Annotated in this window: 16 protein-coding genes; 9 read left to right on the forward strand and 7 right to left on the reverse strand. The window is 59.9% G+C overall.

Going from position 1 to position 15344, the window contains the following annotated elements:
• Nucleotides 1–7: 7 nt before the first annotated feature.
• Complete coding sequence (locus ACIPIN_RS03460; protein WP_401115317.1) at nucleotides 8–1135, reverse strand: efflux RND transporter periplasmic adaptor subunit; 1128 nt, start codon at nucleotides 1133–1135, stop codon at nucleotides 8–10.
• Nucleotides 1136–1396: 261 nt separating this feature from the next.
• Between ACIPIN_RS03460 and ACIPIN_RS03465 the strand changes: the two genes are divergently transcribed.
• Nucleotides 1397–2002: a TetR/AcrR family transcriptional regulator gene (locus ACIPIN_RS03465; protein ID WP_401115320.1), complete on the forward strand. Its 606-nt coding sequence runs from the start codon at nucleotides 1397–1399 to the stop codon at nucleotides 2000–2002.
• A gap of 130 nt (nucleotides 2003–2132) precedes the next feature.
• On the opposite strand, the gene ACIPIN_RS03470 is transcribed toward ACIPIN_RS03465, so the two are convergent.
• Together ACIPIN_RS03470 and ACIPIN_RS03475 are read right to left on the reverse strand one after the other, a co-directional pair.
• Nucleotides 2133–2591 (reverse strand): REP-associated tyrosine transposase, encoded by a 459-nt coding sequence (locus ACIPIN_RS03470; RefSeq protein WP_401115323.1) that lies wholly within the window; start codon nucleotides 2589–2591, stop codon nucleotides 2133–2135.
• 213 nt (nucleotides 2592–2804) lie between these two features.
• The gene (locus tag ACIPIN_RS03475; RefSeq protein ID WP_401115326.1) at nucleotides 2805–3245 is read right to left on the reverse strand and encodes a heme-binding protein; all 441 of its coding nucleotides are present in this window, start codon (nucleotides 3243–3245) and stop codon (nucleotides 2805–2807) included.
• A 268-nt stretch (nucleotides 3246–3513) separates the two neighbouring features.
• Here ACIPIN_RS03475 and gcl point away from each other — a divergent pair, with 268 nt between their 5' ends.
• The 8 genes from gcl (at nucleotide 3514) to ACIPIN_RS03515 (ending at nucleotide 13113) form a co-directional block, all read left to right on the forward strand.
• Nucleotides 3514–5289: a glyoxylate carboligase gene (gene gcl, locus ACIPIN_RS03480; RefSeq protein WP_401115329.1), complete on the forward strand. Its 1776-nt coding sequence runs from the start codon at nucleotides 3514–3516 to the stop codon at nucleotides 5287–5289.
• Nucleotides 5290–5434: 145 nt separating this feature from the next.
• A complete protein-coding gene (hyi, locus tag ACIPIN_RS03485) occupies nucleotides 5435–6217 on the forward strand; it encodes a hydroxypyruvate isomerase (RefSeq protein ID WP_401115332.1) in 783 nt (260 codons plus the stop codon).
• A 149-nt stretch (nucleotides 6218–6366) separates the two neighbouring features.
• Nucleotides 6367–7257: a 2-hydroxy-3-oxopropionate reductase gene (locus ACIPIN_RS03490; RefSeq protein ID WP_123423287.1), complete on the forward strand. Its 891-nt coding sequence runs from the start codon at nucleotides 6367–6369 to the stop codon at nucleotides 7255–7257.
• A 171-nt stretch (nucleotides 7258–7428) separates the two neighbouring features.
• Nucleotides 7429–8709, forward strand: a complete 1281-nt coding sequence (locus ACIPIN_RS03495) for a glycerate kinase (RefSeq protein ID WP_401115336.1) — start codon at nucleotides 7429–7431, stop codon at nucleotides 8707–8709.
• The gene (gene pyk, locus ACIPIN_RS03500; protein ID WP_401115339.1) at nucleotides 8699–10114 is read left to right on the forward strand and encodes a pyruvate kinase; all 1416 of its coding nucleotides are present in this window, start codon (nucleotides 8699–8701) and stop codon (nucleotides 10112–10114) included. Before ACIPIN_RS03495 ends, pyk begins: the two co-directional genes overlap by 11 nt.
• Before the next feature lie 144 nt (nucleotides 10115–10258).
• Nucleotides 10259–11179 carry an urea transporter gene (locus ACIPIN_RS03505; RefSeq protein ID WP_401115342.1) on the forward strand — a complete coding sequence of 307 codons (921 nt, stop codon included), beginning with the start codon at nucleotides 10259–10261 and terminating at the stop codon, nucleotides 11177–11179.
• Nucleotides 11180–11200: 21 nt separating this feature from the next.
• Nucleotides 11201–12025: an ion transporter gene (locus ACIPIN_RS03510; RefSeq protein WP_401115345.1), complete on the forward strand. Its 825-nt coding sequence runs from the start codon at nucleotides 11201–11203 to the stop codon at nucleotides 12023–12025.
• An 89-nt stretch (nucleotides 12026–12114) separates the two neighbouring features.
• Complete coding sequence (locus tag ACIPIN_RS03515; protein WP_401115348.1) at nucleotides 12115–13113, forward strand: sulfate ABC transporter substrate-binding protein; 999 nt, start codon at nucleotides 12115–12117, stop codon at nucleotides 13111–13113.
• Between the two features lie 238 nt (nucleotides 13114–13351).
• Here ACIPIN_RS03515 and ACIPIN_RS03520 read toward each other — a convergent pair whose 3' ends face one another.
• The 4 genes from ACIPIN_RS03520 to ACIPIN_RS03535 all read right to left on the reverse strand — a co-directional run bounded on the left by ACIPIN_RS03520 (nucleotide 13352) and on the right by ACIPIN_RS03535 (nucleotide 15331).
• On the reverse strand, nucleotides 13352–13981 hold the full coding sequence (locus ACIPIN_RS03520; RefSeq protein ID WP_401115351.1) for a DUF5666 domain-containing protein: 630 nt from the start codon (nucleotides 13979–13981) through the stop codon (nucleotides 13352–13354).
• 134 nt (nucleotides 13982–14115) lie between these two features.
• On the reverse strand, nucleotides 14116–14520 hold the full coding sequence (locus ACIPIN_RS03525; RefSeq protein ID WP_401115354.1) for a type II toxin-antitoxin system HicB family antitoxin: 405 nt from the start codon (nucleotides 14518–14520) through the stop codon (nucleotides 14116–14118).
• Complete coding sequence (locus tag ACIPIN_RS03530; protein ID WP_401115839.1) at nucleotides 14520–14732, reverse strand: type II toxin-antitoxin system HicA family toxin; 213 nt, start codon at nucleotides 14730–14732, stop codon at nucleotides 14520–14522. The genes ACIPIN_RS03525 and ACIPIN_RS03530 overlap by 1 nt, the downstream gene beginning before the upstream one ends.
• Before the next feature lie 191 nt (nucleotides 14733–14923).
• Complete coding sequence (locus tag ACIPIN_RS03535) at nucleotides 14924–15331, reverse strand: hypothetical protein (RefSeq protein ID WP_401115356.1); 408 nt, start codon at nucleotides 15329–15331, stop codon at nucleotides 14924–14926.
• Nucleotides 15332–15344: the final 13 nt, after the last annotated feature.

Consider the following 15344-nt stretch of genomic DNA (forward strand, 5'->3'; position numbering starts at 1 on the left):
CGGCTGTTCATTGGGCAACGACCTTCACCGGCGAGCCATCATCGAGTTTGTCGGCGCCCTCGGTGATCACCTGCTCGCCGGGCTTGAGGCCGTTATCGAGAATGGCCGTGACATCGCCCATCGAAGGACCGGCCTTGATGTTGCGCAGGCTGGCCTTGTCGCCATTGACCACGAACACGAAGTCGCCTTTGCTGCCATGCTGAATGGCCGTGGTCGGCGTCACCGGCACCTGGCTGAGGGTGTCGGCCTTGAGCCGGGCGTTGACGAACTGGTTGGGAAACAACGCATTGCCGGAATCGTCGAACTGCGCCTTGACCTTGATCGTGCCAGTGCTGGTATCAACCTGGTTATCCAGCGCCAGCAGGTTGCCGGTACCCAGCAAGCTGTGCTTGTTGCGGTCGTAGGCCAGCACCGTCACCGGCCCTTTGGCCATCGCCTGATGAATCGCCCCCAAATCATCCTCGGGCACCGCGAACACCACCGTCGCCGGGTGCATCTGGGTAATCACCGCAATGCCCGTGGCATTGGCAGTGGTCACGTAGTTGCCCGGATCGACCTGGCGCAAGCCCACCACGCCATCGACCGGTGAGGTGACGGTGCAGTAACTCAACTGGACTTCGAGGTTCTGCACACTGCCTTGATCGGCAGCAACCGTGCCTTGCTGTTGCTGCACCAGGGACGCCTGGGTGTCGAGGGTTTGCTGGCTGGTGGAACCGACCTTGATCAGTTCGCGAAAACGCGCCAGATCACGCTGGGAGTTGCTCAACAGCGCTTGATCATGGGCCAGCGTGCCTCTGGCCTCTGCCAGTTGCGCTTTCAGCTCTCGGTCGTCGATCCGCGCAATGACCTGGCCCTTGCGCACCTGTTGGCCCTCCGTGAACTCGACCGAGGCGAGAATGCCGTTGACCTGCGTCACTATGGTCACACTGCGGGTGGGTGTGACCGTCCCCAGGGCGTCGATGTACACCGGCATATCCTGCAAGGTCACCGCCGCAACCGCCACCGGCTCGGCAAGCAGCGCAGGCTTGCCTTTGTGTTGTCCACTCTCGCGGTAAAACCACAGGGCGGCGGCCAACAACACCAGCAGCACAGCCCCGATCACCAGAGCGAATTTGCCTCGCCTGCTCTTCACCACGATTTCTCACTCAAACGGGCTGAACACCAAACGCAGCGATGCGAAGTGAATGCCGGGCCGTTTACACAAGAAATGGCCAAAAGGCCTGATCGCTCACTTGAACTTTAGCAGTGCGTCTGCCATTCACTTGCCAATCCATGCGTTTGTTCAGCCCGGCGACAGGCTCAAACGATGAGGGGCAGCCGGCGGCATTCTTGAGCGCCGCGCGAGGCCGGTGCTACCATGCGCAACCGCCAGCACAGGCAAGGAATCACCTGGTTTATGAGCACTATCCGCGAACGCAATAAAGAACTGATCCTGCGTGCCGCCAGTGAAGAGTTTGCCGACAAAGGCTTCGCCGCGACCAAAACCAGTGACATCGCGGCCAAGGCGGGGTTGCCCAAGCCCAACGTCTACTACTACTTCAAATCCAAGGAAAACCTCTACCGCGAGGTCCTTGAAAGCATCATCGAGCCTATTCTCCAGGCCTCGACACCGTTCAACGCTGATGGCGTGCCCAGCGAAGTACTCAGCGGCTACATTCGCTCGAAGATTCGCATCTCCCGCGACCTGCCGTTTGCGTCCAAGGTGTTTGCCAGCGAGATCATGCACGGCGCTCCGCACCTGAGCGCCGACCTGGTCGAACAGCTCAACAGTCAGGCCAAGCACAACATCGACTGCATCCAGACCTGGATCGATCGCGGCCAGATTGCCCCGATCGACCCCAACCACCTGATGTTCAGCATTTGGGCCGCGACCCAGACCTACGCCGACTTTGACTGGCAGATCTCCGCCGTCACCGGCAAGGCCAAGCTGGATGAAAGCGATTATGAAGCGGCAGCGCAGACCATCATTCGCCTGGTGCTCAAGGGCTGTGAGCCGGACTGATAGACCGAGTCGCCCCCTTCGCGAGCAAGCCCGCTCCCACAAGGTTCTTCTGTGTGCACACATTCTGTGAGCGACCGAGATCCAATGTGGGAGCGAGCTTGCTCGCGATGAGGGCAACTCGGTTTTTCGGTCAAACCCAAATAGCATCCCACAGCGGATAATCACCAAGGCGCTCCACCAATCCTGCCCGCAACGGGTTTGCCACGACGTACCGTGCAAGTTCTACCAAATCCACCTCCCGCCGCAGCGCCCGATCGTGATAGCCCTGCTGCCAAAGACTGCCCTTGCGACCAGTCGCCCTATTCACCGCTCGCGTACTCAATGACTTGGTTTTTTGCATCAGTTCACTCAACGATCCGAACTGCAACTCGATCAACCAGTGAAAGTGATCGGGCATGACGACCCAGGCCAATGAGTTCGCCCAGCGCTGATCCTGTGCGCTTCGAAATTGATCAACGATCAATCTGCCCAAGGCGAAATCTTCAAAAACCGGCTCTCGGTCGAGTGTGTTGGTGGTCAGCAGGTAAATTCGGTTCTGTTCGGCATAGCGGCCGATGCGCAAGCGATGTGAAGCGGGTAAATCCGGCATTCCCTGCGCCCTTTCATGATCAAGTCATGAAGAAGGCTAGACCTGTGAATGCTTGAGGATGGGGCAGACTTTTAGCTGGATGTGTCTGGTAGATGGCTATCGCGAGCAAGCTCGCTCCCACGGTGGATCTACAGTGAACACAAAATATGTGAACACCCGTGATTACTGTGGGAGCGGGCTTGCTCGCGAAAGCGGTGGATCAGTCAATGCAAATCAGGCTGTCACACCCGCATCCGCCCGCAATCCCTGCTCCTCAATGGCGCTGATTGCGCATTGTTCATCAATGTCCGAGGTGTCGCCGCTGATGCCAATCGCCCCCAGCACAACCCCATCCTGATCACGAATCAGCACGCCGCCCGGAGCGGGCACCACGCTGCCCTGCCCCAGGCTGTTCAACGCGGCGATAAACGCCGGGCGCTGTTGCGCGTCCAGAGCCAATAGCCGCGAGCCCTTGCCCATTGCGATCGCGCCCCAGGCTTTGCCGATGGCGATCTGTGGACGAAGCAGGCTGGCGCCGTCTTCGCGCTGCAAGCTCAACAAATGCCCGCCCGCATCGAGTACTGCAATGGTCAGCGGTGCCGCGGCGATCTTGCGCCCGAAGGCGATGGCCTGACCGGTCAGGCTGACTGCGACTTTCAAGGTTAAAGCGCTCATGGGTGCCGTCCTTATCTTGTTATGGGAAAGCCTTGGGGTTTCTGTTTGTTGAGAAGCCCGATGCAACAAATAGAACACAATGAGTTGTTTTTTTGTATACAATAATTATCGAAAAGCAGCTCATGCGACGAAACGCCACAGTGTTTATGGCCCTCCGACGAATGAAACAGCCGCTTGAGAAAATGGATTGACCTGCGCCGTCCGCCGTGAATACACTCTGCGCAAAGCCACTTGTATACAATTACAAAACGTAAAGAGGCACAAAACCATGAGCAAAATGAGAGCAATCGAAGCCGCCGTTCTGGTGATGCGCCGTGAAGGGGTTGATACCGCTTTTGGCATCCCGGGTGCAGCAATCAACCCGCTGTACTCCGCCCTGCAAAAGGTCGGCGGCATCGATCACGTCCTCGCTCGCCACGTTGAAGGCGCCTCGCACATGGCCGAGGGTTACACCCGCACCAAGGCTGGCAACATCGGCGTGTGCATCGGCACCTCCGGCCCTGCCGGCACCGACATGGTCACCGGGCTCTACAGCGCCTCGGCCGACTCGATCCCGATTCTTTGCATCACCGGGCAAGCACCCCGCGCCCGTATGCACAAGGAAGACTTCCAGGCTGTCGACATCACCAGCATCGTCAAGCCAGTGACCAAGTGGGCAACCACCGTTATGGAGCCGGGCCAGGTGCCTTACGCGTTCCAGAAAGCCTTCTATGAAATGCGCTCCGGCCGCCCAGGCCCGGTGCTGATCGACCTGCCGTTCGACGTGCAGATGGCTGAAATCGAATTCGACATCGACGCTTACGAGCCACTGCCACTGGCCAAACCCGCGGCAACCCGCAAGCAAGTCGAGAAAGCCCTGGCCATGCTCGATCAGGCTGAGCGTCCATTGCTGGTGGCCGGCGGCGGCATCATCAACGCCGATGCCAGCGACCTGCTGGTGGAATTCGCCGAGCTGACCGGCATTCCGGTTATTCCGACCCTGATGGGCTGGGGCACGATCCCGGACGATCACCCGCTGATGGTCGGCATGGTCGGTTTGCAGACTTCGCACCGCTACGGCAACGCGACGATGCTCAAATCCGACGTGGTGTTGGGCGTCGGTAACCGTTGGGCCAACCGTCACACCGGTTCTATTGACGTTTACACCGAAGGCCGCAAATTCATTCACGTCGACATCGAACCGACCCAGATCGGCCGTGTGTTCACGCCGGATCAGGGCATCGTTTCCGACGCTGGCCTGGCACTGAAAATGTTCATCGAAGTCGCCCGCGAGTGGAAAGCCGCCGGCAAACTGAAAGACCGCAGCGCCTGGCTCAAAGACTGCCAGCAGCGTAAGGCCAGCCTGCACCGCAAGACTCACTTCGACAACGTGCCGGTCAAGCCGCAACGCGTGTATGAAGAGATGAACCAGGTGTTCGGCAAAGACACCTGCTACGTCAGCACCATCGGTCTGTCGCAGATTGCCGGCGCGCAGTTCCTGCACGTCTACAAACCGCGTCACTGGATCAACTGCGGTCAGGCAGGCCCCTTGGGCTGGACCATTCCGGCAGCGCTGGGCGTGGTCAAGGCCGACCCGAGCCGCAAGGTCGTGGCACTCTCGGGCGACTACGACTTCCAGTTCATGATCGAAGAACTGGCGGTGGGCGCGCAGTTCAAACTGCCGTACATCCACGTTGTGGTGAACAACTCGTACCTGGGTCTGATCCGTCAGGCGCAGCGCGGTTTCGACATGGACTACTGCGTGCAGCTGTCCTTCGACAACCTCAACGCACCGGAGCTCAACGGTTACGGGGTTGACCACGTCGCGGTTGCCGAAGGTCTGGGTTGCAAGGCGTTGCGCGTGTTCGAACCGGCTGATATCGCCCCTGCCCTGCGCAAGGCGCAAGAGCTGATCGAGGAGTTCAAGGTTCCGGTGATCGTCGAGATTATCCTGGAGCGCGTGACCAACATTTCCATGGGCACCGAGATCAACGCCGTCAACGAATTCGAAGACCTGGCGCTGGTCGGCGCCGACGCACCCACGGCGATTTCGTTGCTGGATTAAGAATGACTTGTCACCTGTAGCAGCTGCCGAGGCACGAGGCTGCGTTGCGTGTCCGCAGGACCGCCGTCGGGGGCCGCTTCGCAGCCCAACGCAGCCTCGTACCTCGACAGCTGCTACAGGCACATATTTTTTACGGGAGACCACCATGCCGCGTTTCGCAGCCAACCTGTCCATGCTGTTTACCGAGCAGGATTTTCTTGCCCGCTTCGAAGCTGCCGCCAAAGCCGGCTTCAGTGGTGTCGAATACCTGTTCCCGTACGACTTCAGCTCCGCCGAAATCAAGGCACAACTGGATGCGCACGGCCTGACCCAAGTGCTGTTCAACCTGCCGGCCGGTGACTGGGCCAAGGGTGAACGCGGGATCGCCTGCCATCCGGATCGCGTGGAAGAGTTCCGCGCCGGCGTCGATCTGGCGATCGCTTATGCGCAAGTTCTGGGCAACACCCAAATCAACTGCCTGGCCGGTATCCGTCCACAAGGCGTCGACGATGCCACCGTGGAAAAGACCTTTGTCACCAACCTCAAATATGCCGCCGACAAGCTGCAAGCGGTGGGCATCAAACTGGTGATGGAAGCCATCAACACCCTCGACATCCCGGGCTTCTACCTGAACAACACCGCTCAGGCGCTGTCGATTCGCGAACAAGTAGGCAGCGCCAACCTGTTCCTGCAATACGACATCTACCACATGCAAATCATGGAGGGCGACCTGGCCCGCACCATGGCCACGCACCTGGGCGAGATCAACCACATACAACTGGCCGACAACCCGGGCCGTAACGAACCGGGCACCGGGGAAATCAACTACCGCTTCCTGTTCCAACACCTGGACCGCATCGGTTACCAGGGTTGGGTCGGCTGTGAATACAAGCCGCTGACCACCACTGAAGCAGGTCTCGGCTGGTTGAAGACCCATAACGCAATCTGATTGAAGACCGCGTCATCGTTCATCGCGGGCAAGCCTTGCTCCTACAAGCGGCCAGGCTTACCTGTAGGAGCAAGGCTTGCCCGCGAGGCGGCCTCGTTGGCACCCCACGAATTTTGCGAACAGAGCAATAAAAACAAGAGGATTTTCTCATGGCTAAAATCGGATTTATCGGCACCGGCATCATGGGCCACCCAATGGCGTTGAACCTGCAGAAAGCCGGTCACAGCCTGTTCCTGTCGGCTCACCACGACCCTGCCCCGGCTGACCTGGTCGCCGCTGGCGCGGTCGCTCTGGCGAGCCCGAAAGAAGTCGCCCAGGAAGCCGAATTCATCATCGTCATGGTGCCGGATACCCCGCAGGTCGACGACGTGCTGTTCCGCGCCGACGGCGTCGCCGCCGGTGTTGGCAAAGGCAAAGTGGTCATCGACATGAGCTCGATCTCGCCGACCGCGACCAAAGCCTTCGCAGCGAAGATCAACGAGAAAGGCGCGCAATACCTCGATGCACCGGTGTCCGGTGGTGAAGTCGGCGCTAAAGCCGCGACCCTGAGCATCATGGTCGGTGGCGACAGCGATGCTTTCGAACGCGCACTGCCACTGTTCCAGAGCATGGGCAAGAACATCACCCTGGTCGGCGGCAATGGCGACGGTCAAACCGCCAAAGTAGCGAACCAGATCATCGTTGCGCTGAACATCCAGGCTGTTGCCGAAGCCCTGCTGTTCGCCTCGAAAAACGGTGCCGATCCAGCCAAGGTGCGTGAAGCGCTGATGGGGGGTTTCGCCTCGTCGAAGATCCTCGAAGTACACGGCGAGCGCATGATCAAAGGCACCTTCGATCCAGGCTTCCGCATCAGCCTGCACCAGAAGGACCTCAACCTGGCGCTGGCCGGCGCTCGCGAGCTGGGCATCAACCTGCCCAACACCGCAGGCACCCAGCAAGTGTTCAGCACCTGCGCGGCCATCGGCGGCAGCAACTGGGACCACTCGGCGCTGATCAAGGGTCTGGAACACATGGCGAACTTCTCGATTCGCGATAAATAAACCCTGCTACAGAGGGTCGGCCTAACCCTCTGTAGGAGCAAGGCTTGCCCGCGATCGAATCGCCCCGGTGCAGCTGAAACACCGTGGTGTCTGGATCGCGGGCAAGCCTTGCTCCTACAGGGGTGATGCAAGTCTCAATATTCCCAATAACAAGAATTCCGGGAGCCCGCCATGTCGGTCGATCCGCAACAATTCCTGCGCGAGCTGTTTGCCACAGCCATCGACGCGGCCCATCCTCAGCACGTCCTCGAAGCCTACTTACCGAAAGATCGCAGCGGTCGAGTGATCGTCATCGGTGCCGGCAAAGCCGCCGCGGCCATGGCCCAGGTGGTCGAGCGCTGCTGGCAGGGTGAAGTGTCTGGCCTGGTGGTCACCCGCTATGGTCACGGCGCCCCATGCGAAAAAATCGAAGTGGTCGAAGCGGCCCACCCGGTGCCTGATGCAGCCGGTCTGGCCGTGGCGAAACGGGTGCTGGAACTGGTCAGCAATCTGACCGAAAACGATCGCGTGATCTTCCTGCTATCGGGCGGCGGCTCAGCCTTGCTTGCCTTGCCAGCAGCCGGCATCACCCTGGCCGACAAACAGGCGATCAACAAAGCCTTGCTCAAATCCGGCGCGACCATTGGCGAGATGAACTGCGTGCGCAAGCACCTCTCGGCGATCAAGGGCGGCCGTCTGGGCAAGGCCTGCTGGCCTGCGACGGTTTACACCTATGCCATTTCCGATGTCCCGGGCGACCTCGCCACCGTGATCGCTTCCGGCCCGACCGTGGCCGATCCGAGCACCTCGGCTGAAGCCCTGGCCATCCTCAAACGCTACGCCATCGAGGTTCCGGCTTCGGTGCGCAGTTGGTTGCAAAGCCCTGAATCGGAAACCGTAAAACCCGGTGATCCGAGTCTGGCTCGCAGCCATTTCCAGCTGATTGCCCGCCCGCAGCAATCCCTTGAAGCGGCGGCGGTGAAAGCCCGTCAGGCCGGTTTCAGTCCGCTGATCCTGGGCGATCTGGAAGGCGAATCCCGCGAAGTGGCGAAAGTCCACGCCGGCATCGCGCGTCAGGTAGTGCTGCACGGTCAGCCACTGGCGGCGCCGTGCGTGATTCTCTCCGGTGGCGAAACCACCGTCACCGTGCGCGGCAATGGTCGTGGCGGACGCAACGCCGAGTTTCTGCTGAGCCTGACCGACAGCCTCAAAGGCCTGCCCGGTGTCTACGCGCTGGCCGGTGATACCGATGGCATCGACGGCTCCGAAGACAACGCCGGCGCGATCATGACCCCGGACAGCTACACCCGCGCCGCCGCCCTCGGTTTGAGCGCCAGCGATGAACTGGACAACAACAATGGCTATGGCTATTTCGCGGCGCTCGACGGGCTGATCGTCACCGAGCCGACGCGCACCAACGTCAACGACTTCCGCGCCATCCTGATCCTCGAGAACCCAAAAAATGACGCCTGATAAAAAGGTCAAAATCCTCGCCACCCTCGGCCCCGCCACCGACGGCATTGATGACATCCGCGAGCTGGTCGAAGCCGGGGTGAACATCTTTCGCCTGAACTTCAGCCACGGCGATCACGCCGACCACGCCCAGCGCTATCAGTGGATCCGCGAAGTCGAGCGCCAACTGAATTACCCGCTCGGCATTCTGATGGACCTGCAAGGCCCGAAGCTGCGGGTCGGCAAGTTTGCCGAGGGCAAGGTGCAACTGGTGCGCGGCCAGGCTCTGCGTCTGGACCTCGACGCCACGCCCGGTGACGAGCGTCGGGTCAACCTGCCGCATCCGGAAATCATCGCCGCACTGGAACCCGGCATGGACCTGCTGCTGGACGACGGCAAACTGCGTCTGCGGGTGGTGACCAAATACGCCGATGCCATCGACACCACAGTGCTCAACGGCGGCGAGTTGTCAGACCGTAAAGGCGTCAACGTGCCGCAAGCGGTGCTCGACCTCAGCCCCTTGACCGCCAAGGATCGTCGTGACCTGAGCTTCGGTCTGGAGCTGGGTGTGGACTGGGTCGCGCTGTCGTTTGTGCAGCGTCCGGAAGACATTCGTGAAGCCCGCGCACTGATCGGCGACAAAGCCTTTTTGATGGCGAAAATCGAGAAACCGTCGGCCGTTGAACAACTGCGCGAAATCGCCGAACTGAGCGACGCGATCATGGTTGCCCGTGGCGATCTGGGCGTGGAAGTACCGGCCGAGAGCGTGCCGCAGATCCAGAAAAACATCATCAGTACTTGCCGCCAGCTCGGCAAACCGGTGGTGGTGGCGACCCAGATGCTGGAGTCGATGCGTTTCTCTCCGGCACCAACCCGTGCCGAGGTAACCGACGTCGCCAACGCTGTAGCAGAAGGTGCCGATGCGGTGATGCTGTCGGCAGAAACCGCCTCTGGCGACTACCCGCTCGAAGCCGTGCAGATGATGAGCAAGATCATCCGTCAGGTCGAAAGCGGCCCGGATTACCAGGCGCAACTGGATGTCAGCCGACCAAAAGCTGAAGCCACGACCTCGGACGCCATCAGCTGTGCGATCCGCCGGATCAGTAACATCCTGCCGGTGGCGGTGTTGGTGAACTACAGCGAATCCGGCAGTTCGAGTTTGCGTGCTGCGCGGGAGCGGCCAGCGGTGCCGATCCTCAACCTGACGCCGAACCTGCAAACTGCGCGGCGCTTGAGCGTGGCGTGGGGCGTGCATTCGGTAGTCAACGACCGTTTGCGGCAGGTCGACGAGGTGTGCTCCACCGCACTGGAAATCGCCCAGGCGCAAGGCATGGCCAAGCGCGGCGACACGTTGTTGATCACCGCGGGCGTGCCTTTCGGTCAACCAGGATCAACTAACTCGTTGCGCATCGAGACGTTGATCTAGCGCCTGTACTGGCCTCTTCGCGAGCAAGCTCGCTCCCACACTGGATCGGTGTTTAGCTGCCAGATTTGTGGTCGACACAAATCAAATGTGGGAGCGAGCTTGCTCGCGATGGGGGCGCCTCGGTTTACCAGATATAGACTCAAAATGCCCTCAAACCACTTCAACACCCACTGCCCCGACTGGGCCACTGCCCTGCTCAACGGCTTCAGCCAGATCTTCCTCCAGCGCAATCCGCTGTGCGGTCTGCTGTGCCTGTTGGCCATACTGTTTACTGCTCCGACGTTGCTCGGCGGCGCCCTGTTGGGCGGCGTGGCCGGTTTGCTCACAGCGCAACGTCGCGGCTACGCCAAAGCTGATCGCCAAGCCGGGCTCTTCAGCTACAACGGTGTATTGCTCGGCCTGTTATTGAGTCTGCAATTTCGCTGGTCGGTCATGCTGCCGCCGCTGATCATCGCCTGCGGCGGACTGAGCGCAATCATCACCGAGCAATGGCTCAAGCGCGCTCGCGATCAGCATTTCCTGCCCGCCTATACCGCCCCTTTCGTGGGATTGGGCTGGATACTGCTGAGCTTTGCCGCACCGGCCCCCTCGTCCCCTGCGCCCCTGCCAGCACTCGATACCCTGAACCTGCTCGGCGCCGAGTTCAAAGGCCTGGGTCAAGTCATCTTCCTCGACCATCCCCTCGCGGGTGTGTTGATCGCCGCCGGGCTGTTGCTTGCCAACCGCCGCGCGGCCCTCTGGGCGCTGGTGGGCTCCGGCGCGGGTCTGCTTTGCGCCTTGTGCCTGAACGACACTTCCGGTGCCTTGCTCGGCCTGTATGGCTACAACCCGGCCCTCGCCGCCCTCGCCTTCAGCGAGCAACGCCGCCAACCCTGGTTGCCATTGCTGGGTATCGCGCTGGCGATCCTCCTCACACCGGCTTTCGCTGCCGTGGGGTTGGCGACCTTGACCGCGCCGTTCATCCTCGCCTGCTGGTTGCTGCGTTCGGGTATTCGCCTGCTGCGCCAAGCGGCCGCAGACAGTGCGCCTTGCCAAACCCCGGAGAATCAACCTAGGCTGCGCTGATTTATGGCCAAGGCGATTTGAATGGACAGCAACGACACGTGGCGTAATCGCCTGTACGTGATGATTTTCCAGACCGACACGGTGGCCGGGCGGCGCTTCGACAGCACACTGCTGCTGATCATTCTCGCCAGCCTGGTGGTGGTGATCCTCGACAGTATCGATGACGTTCATCAGAACTTCGCCAACACGCTGGCGTACATCGAGTGGGGCTTTACCCTGATCTTCCTGGTCGAGTACGTATTGCGCCTGTACTGCTCGCCCAGGCCGCTGCGTTACGCCTTCAGCTTCTATGGGCTTGTGGATTTGCTGGCGATTGTTCCAGGTATCCTTGCTCTGTATTACAGCGACGCGCAGTACCTGCTGATCATCCGAATCATCCGTATGCTGCGGATCTTTCGCGTGCTCAAACTGCTCCCCTACCTGAAGCAGGCCCATTACCTGCTCGACGCCCTGCGCGGCAGCAAACAGAAAATCATCGTATTCCTGCTCAGTGTCTGCACCCTGGTCACCGTGTTCGGCACGCTGATGTACGTGGTCGAAGGCCCGGAGCATGGGTTCACCAGCATTCCCAAAGGGATCTATTGGGCTATCGTCACCCTGACCACCGTCGGTTATGGCGACATCGTGCCCAGGACTGCGCTTGGGCAGGTCATCTCGGCGATGGTGATGATCACCGGTTACTCGATCATCGCCGTCCCCACCGGGATTTTTACCGCCGAACTGGCCAACGCCATGCGCGGCGAACAGCAGCAACATGACTGCCCGGTGTGCAGCAAGAACCACCACGAACACAGCGCGGCATTCTGCTCACGCTGCGGCAATGCACTGTTCAAGAAAATAGAATAAGCAAAGTACTTTTTAATCTTTAAAGGGATATGTAGCCCCGGCTATAGTCGACGGCAAATTGCCTTCATCTCGAACAAAAGGAATGTGCAGTGAAAAAGATCTTTGGCGCCTCACTTCTGGCCGCTGGCCTGGCCCTCGCGAGCGTGGCCCAGGCCGCACCGACCCTGCTCAACGTGTCCTACGACGTGATGCGCGATTTCTACAAGGACTACAACACTGCCTTCCAGAAACACTGGCAAGCCGAGCACAACGAAAACATCACCTTGCAGATGTCCTTCGGCGGCTCCAGCAAACAGGCCCGCTCAGTGATCGATGGCCTGCCGGCCGACGTCATCACCATGAACATGGCGACCGACATCAACGCCTTGGTCGACAACGGCAAACTGGTGCCGGACAACTGGGTCACTCGCCTGCCGGACCACAGTGCGCCGTTCACTTCCGCCACCGTGTTTATCGTTCGCAAAGGCAACCCGAAAGCCCTCAAAGACTGGCCGGACCTGCTCAAGGACGGCGTGCAGGTGATCGTGCCTAACCCGAAAACCTCGGGCAACGGCCGCTACACGTATTTGTCGGCCTGGGGTTACGTGCTGAAAAACGGCGGTGACGAAAACAAGGCCAAGGAGTTCGTCGGCAAGCTGTTCAAACAAGCCCCGGTACTCGACACCGGCGGCCGTGCCGCCACCACCACCTTCATGACCAACCAGATCGGCGATGTGCTGGTGACCTTCGAAAACGAAGCGGAAATGATCGCCCGCGAGTTCGGCCGCGACCAGTTCGAAGTGATCTACCCAAGCGTCTCAGCCGAAGCCGAGCCGCCGGTGAGCGTGGTCGACAAAGTCGTCGACAAGAAAGGCACCCGCGCTGCCGCCGAGGAATACCTGAAGTACCTGTGGTCCCCGGAAGGCCAGGAAATCGCCGCCGCCAACTACCTGCGCCCACGTGACCCTGCGGTACTTGCCAAGCACACCGACCGCTTCCCGAAAGTCGACTTCCTGCCAGTGGAGAAAACCTTCGGCGACTGGCGCACCGTGCAAAAGACTCACTTCAATGATGGCGGGATTTTCGATCAGATTTACAGCGGGCAGTGAGCGCTGGGCCATTCAGTTAAGAGAAATGCACAGCACTACGATCTAAACCAGAGACTTTCGGCGCGTGCAAGATCGCCAAGATCGCCAAGATCGCAGCCTGCGGCAGCTCCTACACCGAGCAGTCGAAGCCGTACGCAAATCCGTAGGAGCTGCCGCAGGCTGCGATCTTTTGGGGCAGCCAACGCTTGACTGACTGGCATTAACCTTCGCAGTCGCCTTTTTTATACTCGCCGATGACTCACATCGGCGGTGCCACGCCATCCTTGCCGGCCGAAATCGATTGCGCCGTCAGGGTGCCGTCGGCGCTTTGGGTGGCGAACAGCACGACCTTGACCCCAACCTTGAGCAGGCTGCGGTCAGCCGGTGTCAGGTTGACGATCGGCACGTCCTCCGGCACCAGGATGGTCTGCTGCCCTCCCTTGTAATTGACGGTCAGGATTCGGCCATTGCTGACCACCAGATCAGCGACGATGCCATTGGTCATGCTGCTGCCCTTGACCAGATCGAACGGGCGGTGGCCGTCGCCGGTGCCGGCCATTTCGGGTGGGAACACATGCACTTCCAGTGCCTTGAGCGTGCCGTCGGCTTGCGGTATTGCCGCTGAGCCAATGTAGCTGCCGGGCTTGATGTCTTCGATGTTGGCCGGGGTTACGGCGCGAACCTGGGTGTCCTTGGTCAACTGGATGACCACGTTCTCGCCGCTGTTGACGTGCACTTTCAAGACCTCTTCGGATACGCCGGTGATTTCACCGCGTACGCCGATACGCATGCCCGGTGCGTCCTCGGCCAGAGCAGAAGTCGCGATCAGCACGCTGCTCAGGGAAATCGCGCCAATGTTGCGTATCAGGCTGCCAAACATCGTTTTCATGGGACCGGCTTCCGCTGATGGAACGTTGAAAAATGACTGATACAAGAGGGCTCAACCGTCCATACAGATCATATGCGCGCTATGGAACAAGATGAAAGCATCGCGGACATCGAAGCGCCGCCCGCGAACAACCTTCAATGCCGCACCAACTTCTCCATCGCCGCATCCGCCAAAAACGAAGAGCGGCTTTTGACGTTGTGCTCACGCACATAACGGTCAATACGCTGGATAACGTAGCCAGGCAACGTCACGTTGACCTTCTCGGTTTTGCCGAGGTAAGGCGCGATGTCGAGTTCCAGCATGCCCCAGCCCATGTCGGCAAAGTCCGGGTTACTCCGGTGCACCGCTGCAGAAGTCGGCATCGGAATGTCCTCCCCGCCGGCTGCGATCTCCTGCAGCATGATGTGGGCAACTTCAACCGCTGCGTTGTAAGCGTCTTCAAACGTGTCGCCTGCGGTGACGGCGCCCGGAATATCGGGGATCTGAATACCGATGGCGGTGTTCTCGTCGCCCCACTCGATACAGATTGGGTATTGCATTACGGATCTCCTGCGAAACTGGCAACCGGGTAATGAAGCCCGGCGCGCCTCCTGATGCTTTTAACCGTCCCGATCGGCAAGTCTTTCTTGGGATGAGGTACGGGTATCGTGTACGGACTGTAAGGGTGGGTGAAGATGTGATGACTGCCGGTGACTCGATCGAGCCTCCAACCCGCCGCCTCAAGTTCCCTGATCAATAACCTGCTCTGCACCACGCGCCTCCTTGCACCGGCCTGAATAAAAATAACTCTAGAGTTATATTTACTCAAGCACAAAAAGCCGATGCATGACGTACGGTTGTTTTACAGGGTGTTGAATCGAGCGGTGATTTGCGTAGAAGAGTGAAACGGTTGGTTCATTGAACCCACCTGCAAAAACGGCGACCCTGAGGTCGCCGTTCACGTTACTGACTGTATTGCTTGCCCAATCCCGGCGGTACGCCATGGATGTCGGTCTCTTCCCACGGCCCATTCGGGCTGATGCTGCGGCTCCAGCCGTTGTTCCAACGGTAGTAGGTGCGCTGGCGGTAGAACGTGTCGGTCTGGTTATCGAGGACGTAGACGCCCAGCTTCGCATCCCAGTGGCTGTTGCCACCCGGTGGTGGGGCGAAGCTTGCGGAGGTGCGTGGCTGTGGTTTTGCGGGTTTGTTTGGGGTCACCGGCTGGCCAGGAGCGGTCGTCGGCCTCGATTTGCTGCCTGGATACGATGGCTGGATTGGCGGCAAGGGGCCTTCATGTGAAGGCGGCTGGACCGCGCATGCGCTTAACCCCAAAACAAGACTGAGCAGGGTGATACGAGCGATGGCGGTCATAGCGGTTTTCCTG

It is taken from the genome of Pseudomonas sp. NPDC087697 (assembly GCF_044743155.1).
Lineage (GTDB): Bacteria > Pseudomonadota > Gammaproteobacteria > Pseudomonadales > Pseudomonadaceae > Aquipseudomonas.

What these genes read in the sequence shown, in the direction of transcription:
- ACIPIN_RS03465 (WP_401115320.1), top strand. Translation starts at nt 1,397, where the DNA reads ATGAGCACTATCCGCGAACGCAATAAAGAACTGATCCTGCGTGCCGCC.
- ACIPIN_RS03470 (WP_401115323.1), bottom strand. Translation starts at nt 2,591, where the DNA reads ATGCCGGATTTACCCGCTTCACATCGCTTGCGCATCGGCCGCTATGCC.
- ACIPIN_RS03475 (WP_401115326.1), bottom strand. Translation starts at nt 3,245, where the DNA reads ATGAGCGCTTTAACCTTGAAAGTCGCAGTCAGCCTGACCGGTCAGGCC.
- gcl (WP_401115329.1), top strand. Translation starts at nt 3,514, where the DNA reads ATGAGCAAAATGAGAGCAATCGAAGCCGCCGTTCTGGTGATGCGCCGT.
- hyi (WP_401115332.1), top strand. Translation starts at nt 5,435, where the DNA reads ATGCCGCGTTTCGCAGCCAACCTGTCCATGCTGTTTACCGAGCAGGAT.
- ACIPIN_RS03490 (WP_123423287.1), top strand. Translation starts at nt 6,367, where the DNA reads ATGGCTAAAATCGGATTTATCGGCACCGGCATCATGGGCCACCCAATG.
- ACIPIN_RS03495 (WP_401115336.1), top strand. Translation starts at nt 7,429, where the DNA reads ATGTCGGTCGATCCGCAACAATTCCTGCGCGAGCTGTTTGCCACAGCC.
- pyk (WP_401115339.1), top strand. Translation starts at nt 8,699, where the DNA reads ATGACGCCTGATAAAAAGGTCAAAATCCTCGCCACCCTCGGCCCCGCC.
- ACIPIN_RS03505 (WP_401115342.1), top strand. Translation starts at nt 10,259, where the DNA reads ATGCCCTCAAACCACTTCAACACCCACTGCCCCGACTGGGCCACTGCC.
- ACIPIN_RS03510 (WP_401115345.1), top strand. Translation starts at nt 11,201, where the DNA reads ATGGACAGCAACGACACGTGGCGTAATCGCCTGTACGTGATGATTTTC.
- ACIPIN_RS03520 (WP_401115351.1), bottom strand. Translation starts at nt 13,981, where the DNA reads ATGAAAACGATGTTTGGCAGCCTGATACGCAACATTGGCGCGATTTCC.
- ACIPIN_RS03525 (WP_401115354.1), bottom strand. Translation starts at nt 14,520, where the DNA reads ATGCAATACCCAATCTGTATCGAGTGGGGCGACGAGAACACCGCCATC.
- ACIPIN_RS03535 (WP_401115356.1), bottom strand. Translation starts at nt 15,331, where the DNA reads ATGACCGCCATCGCTCGTATCACCCTGCTCAGTCTTGTTTTGGGGTTA.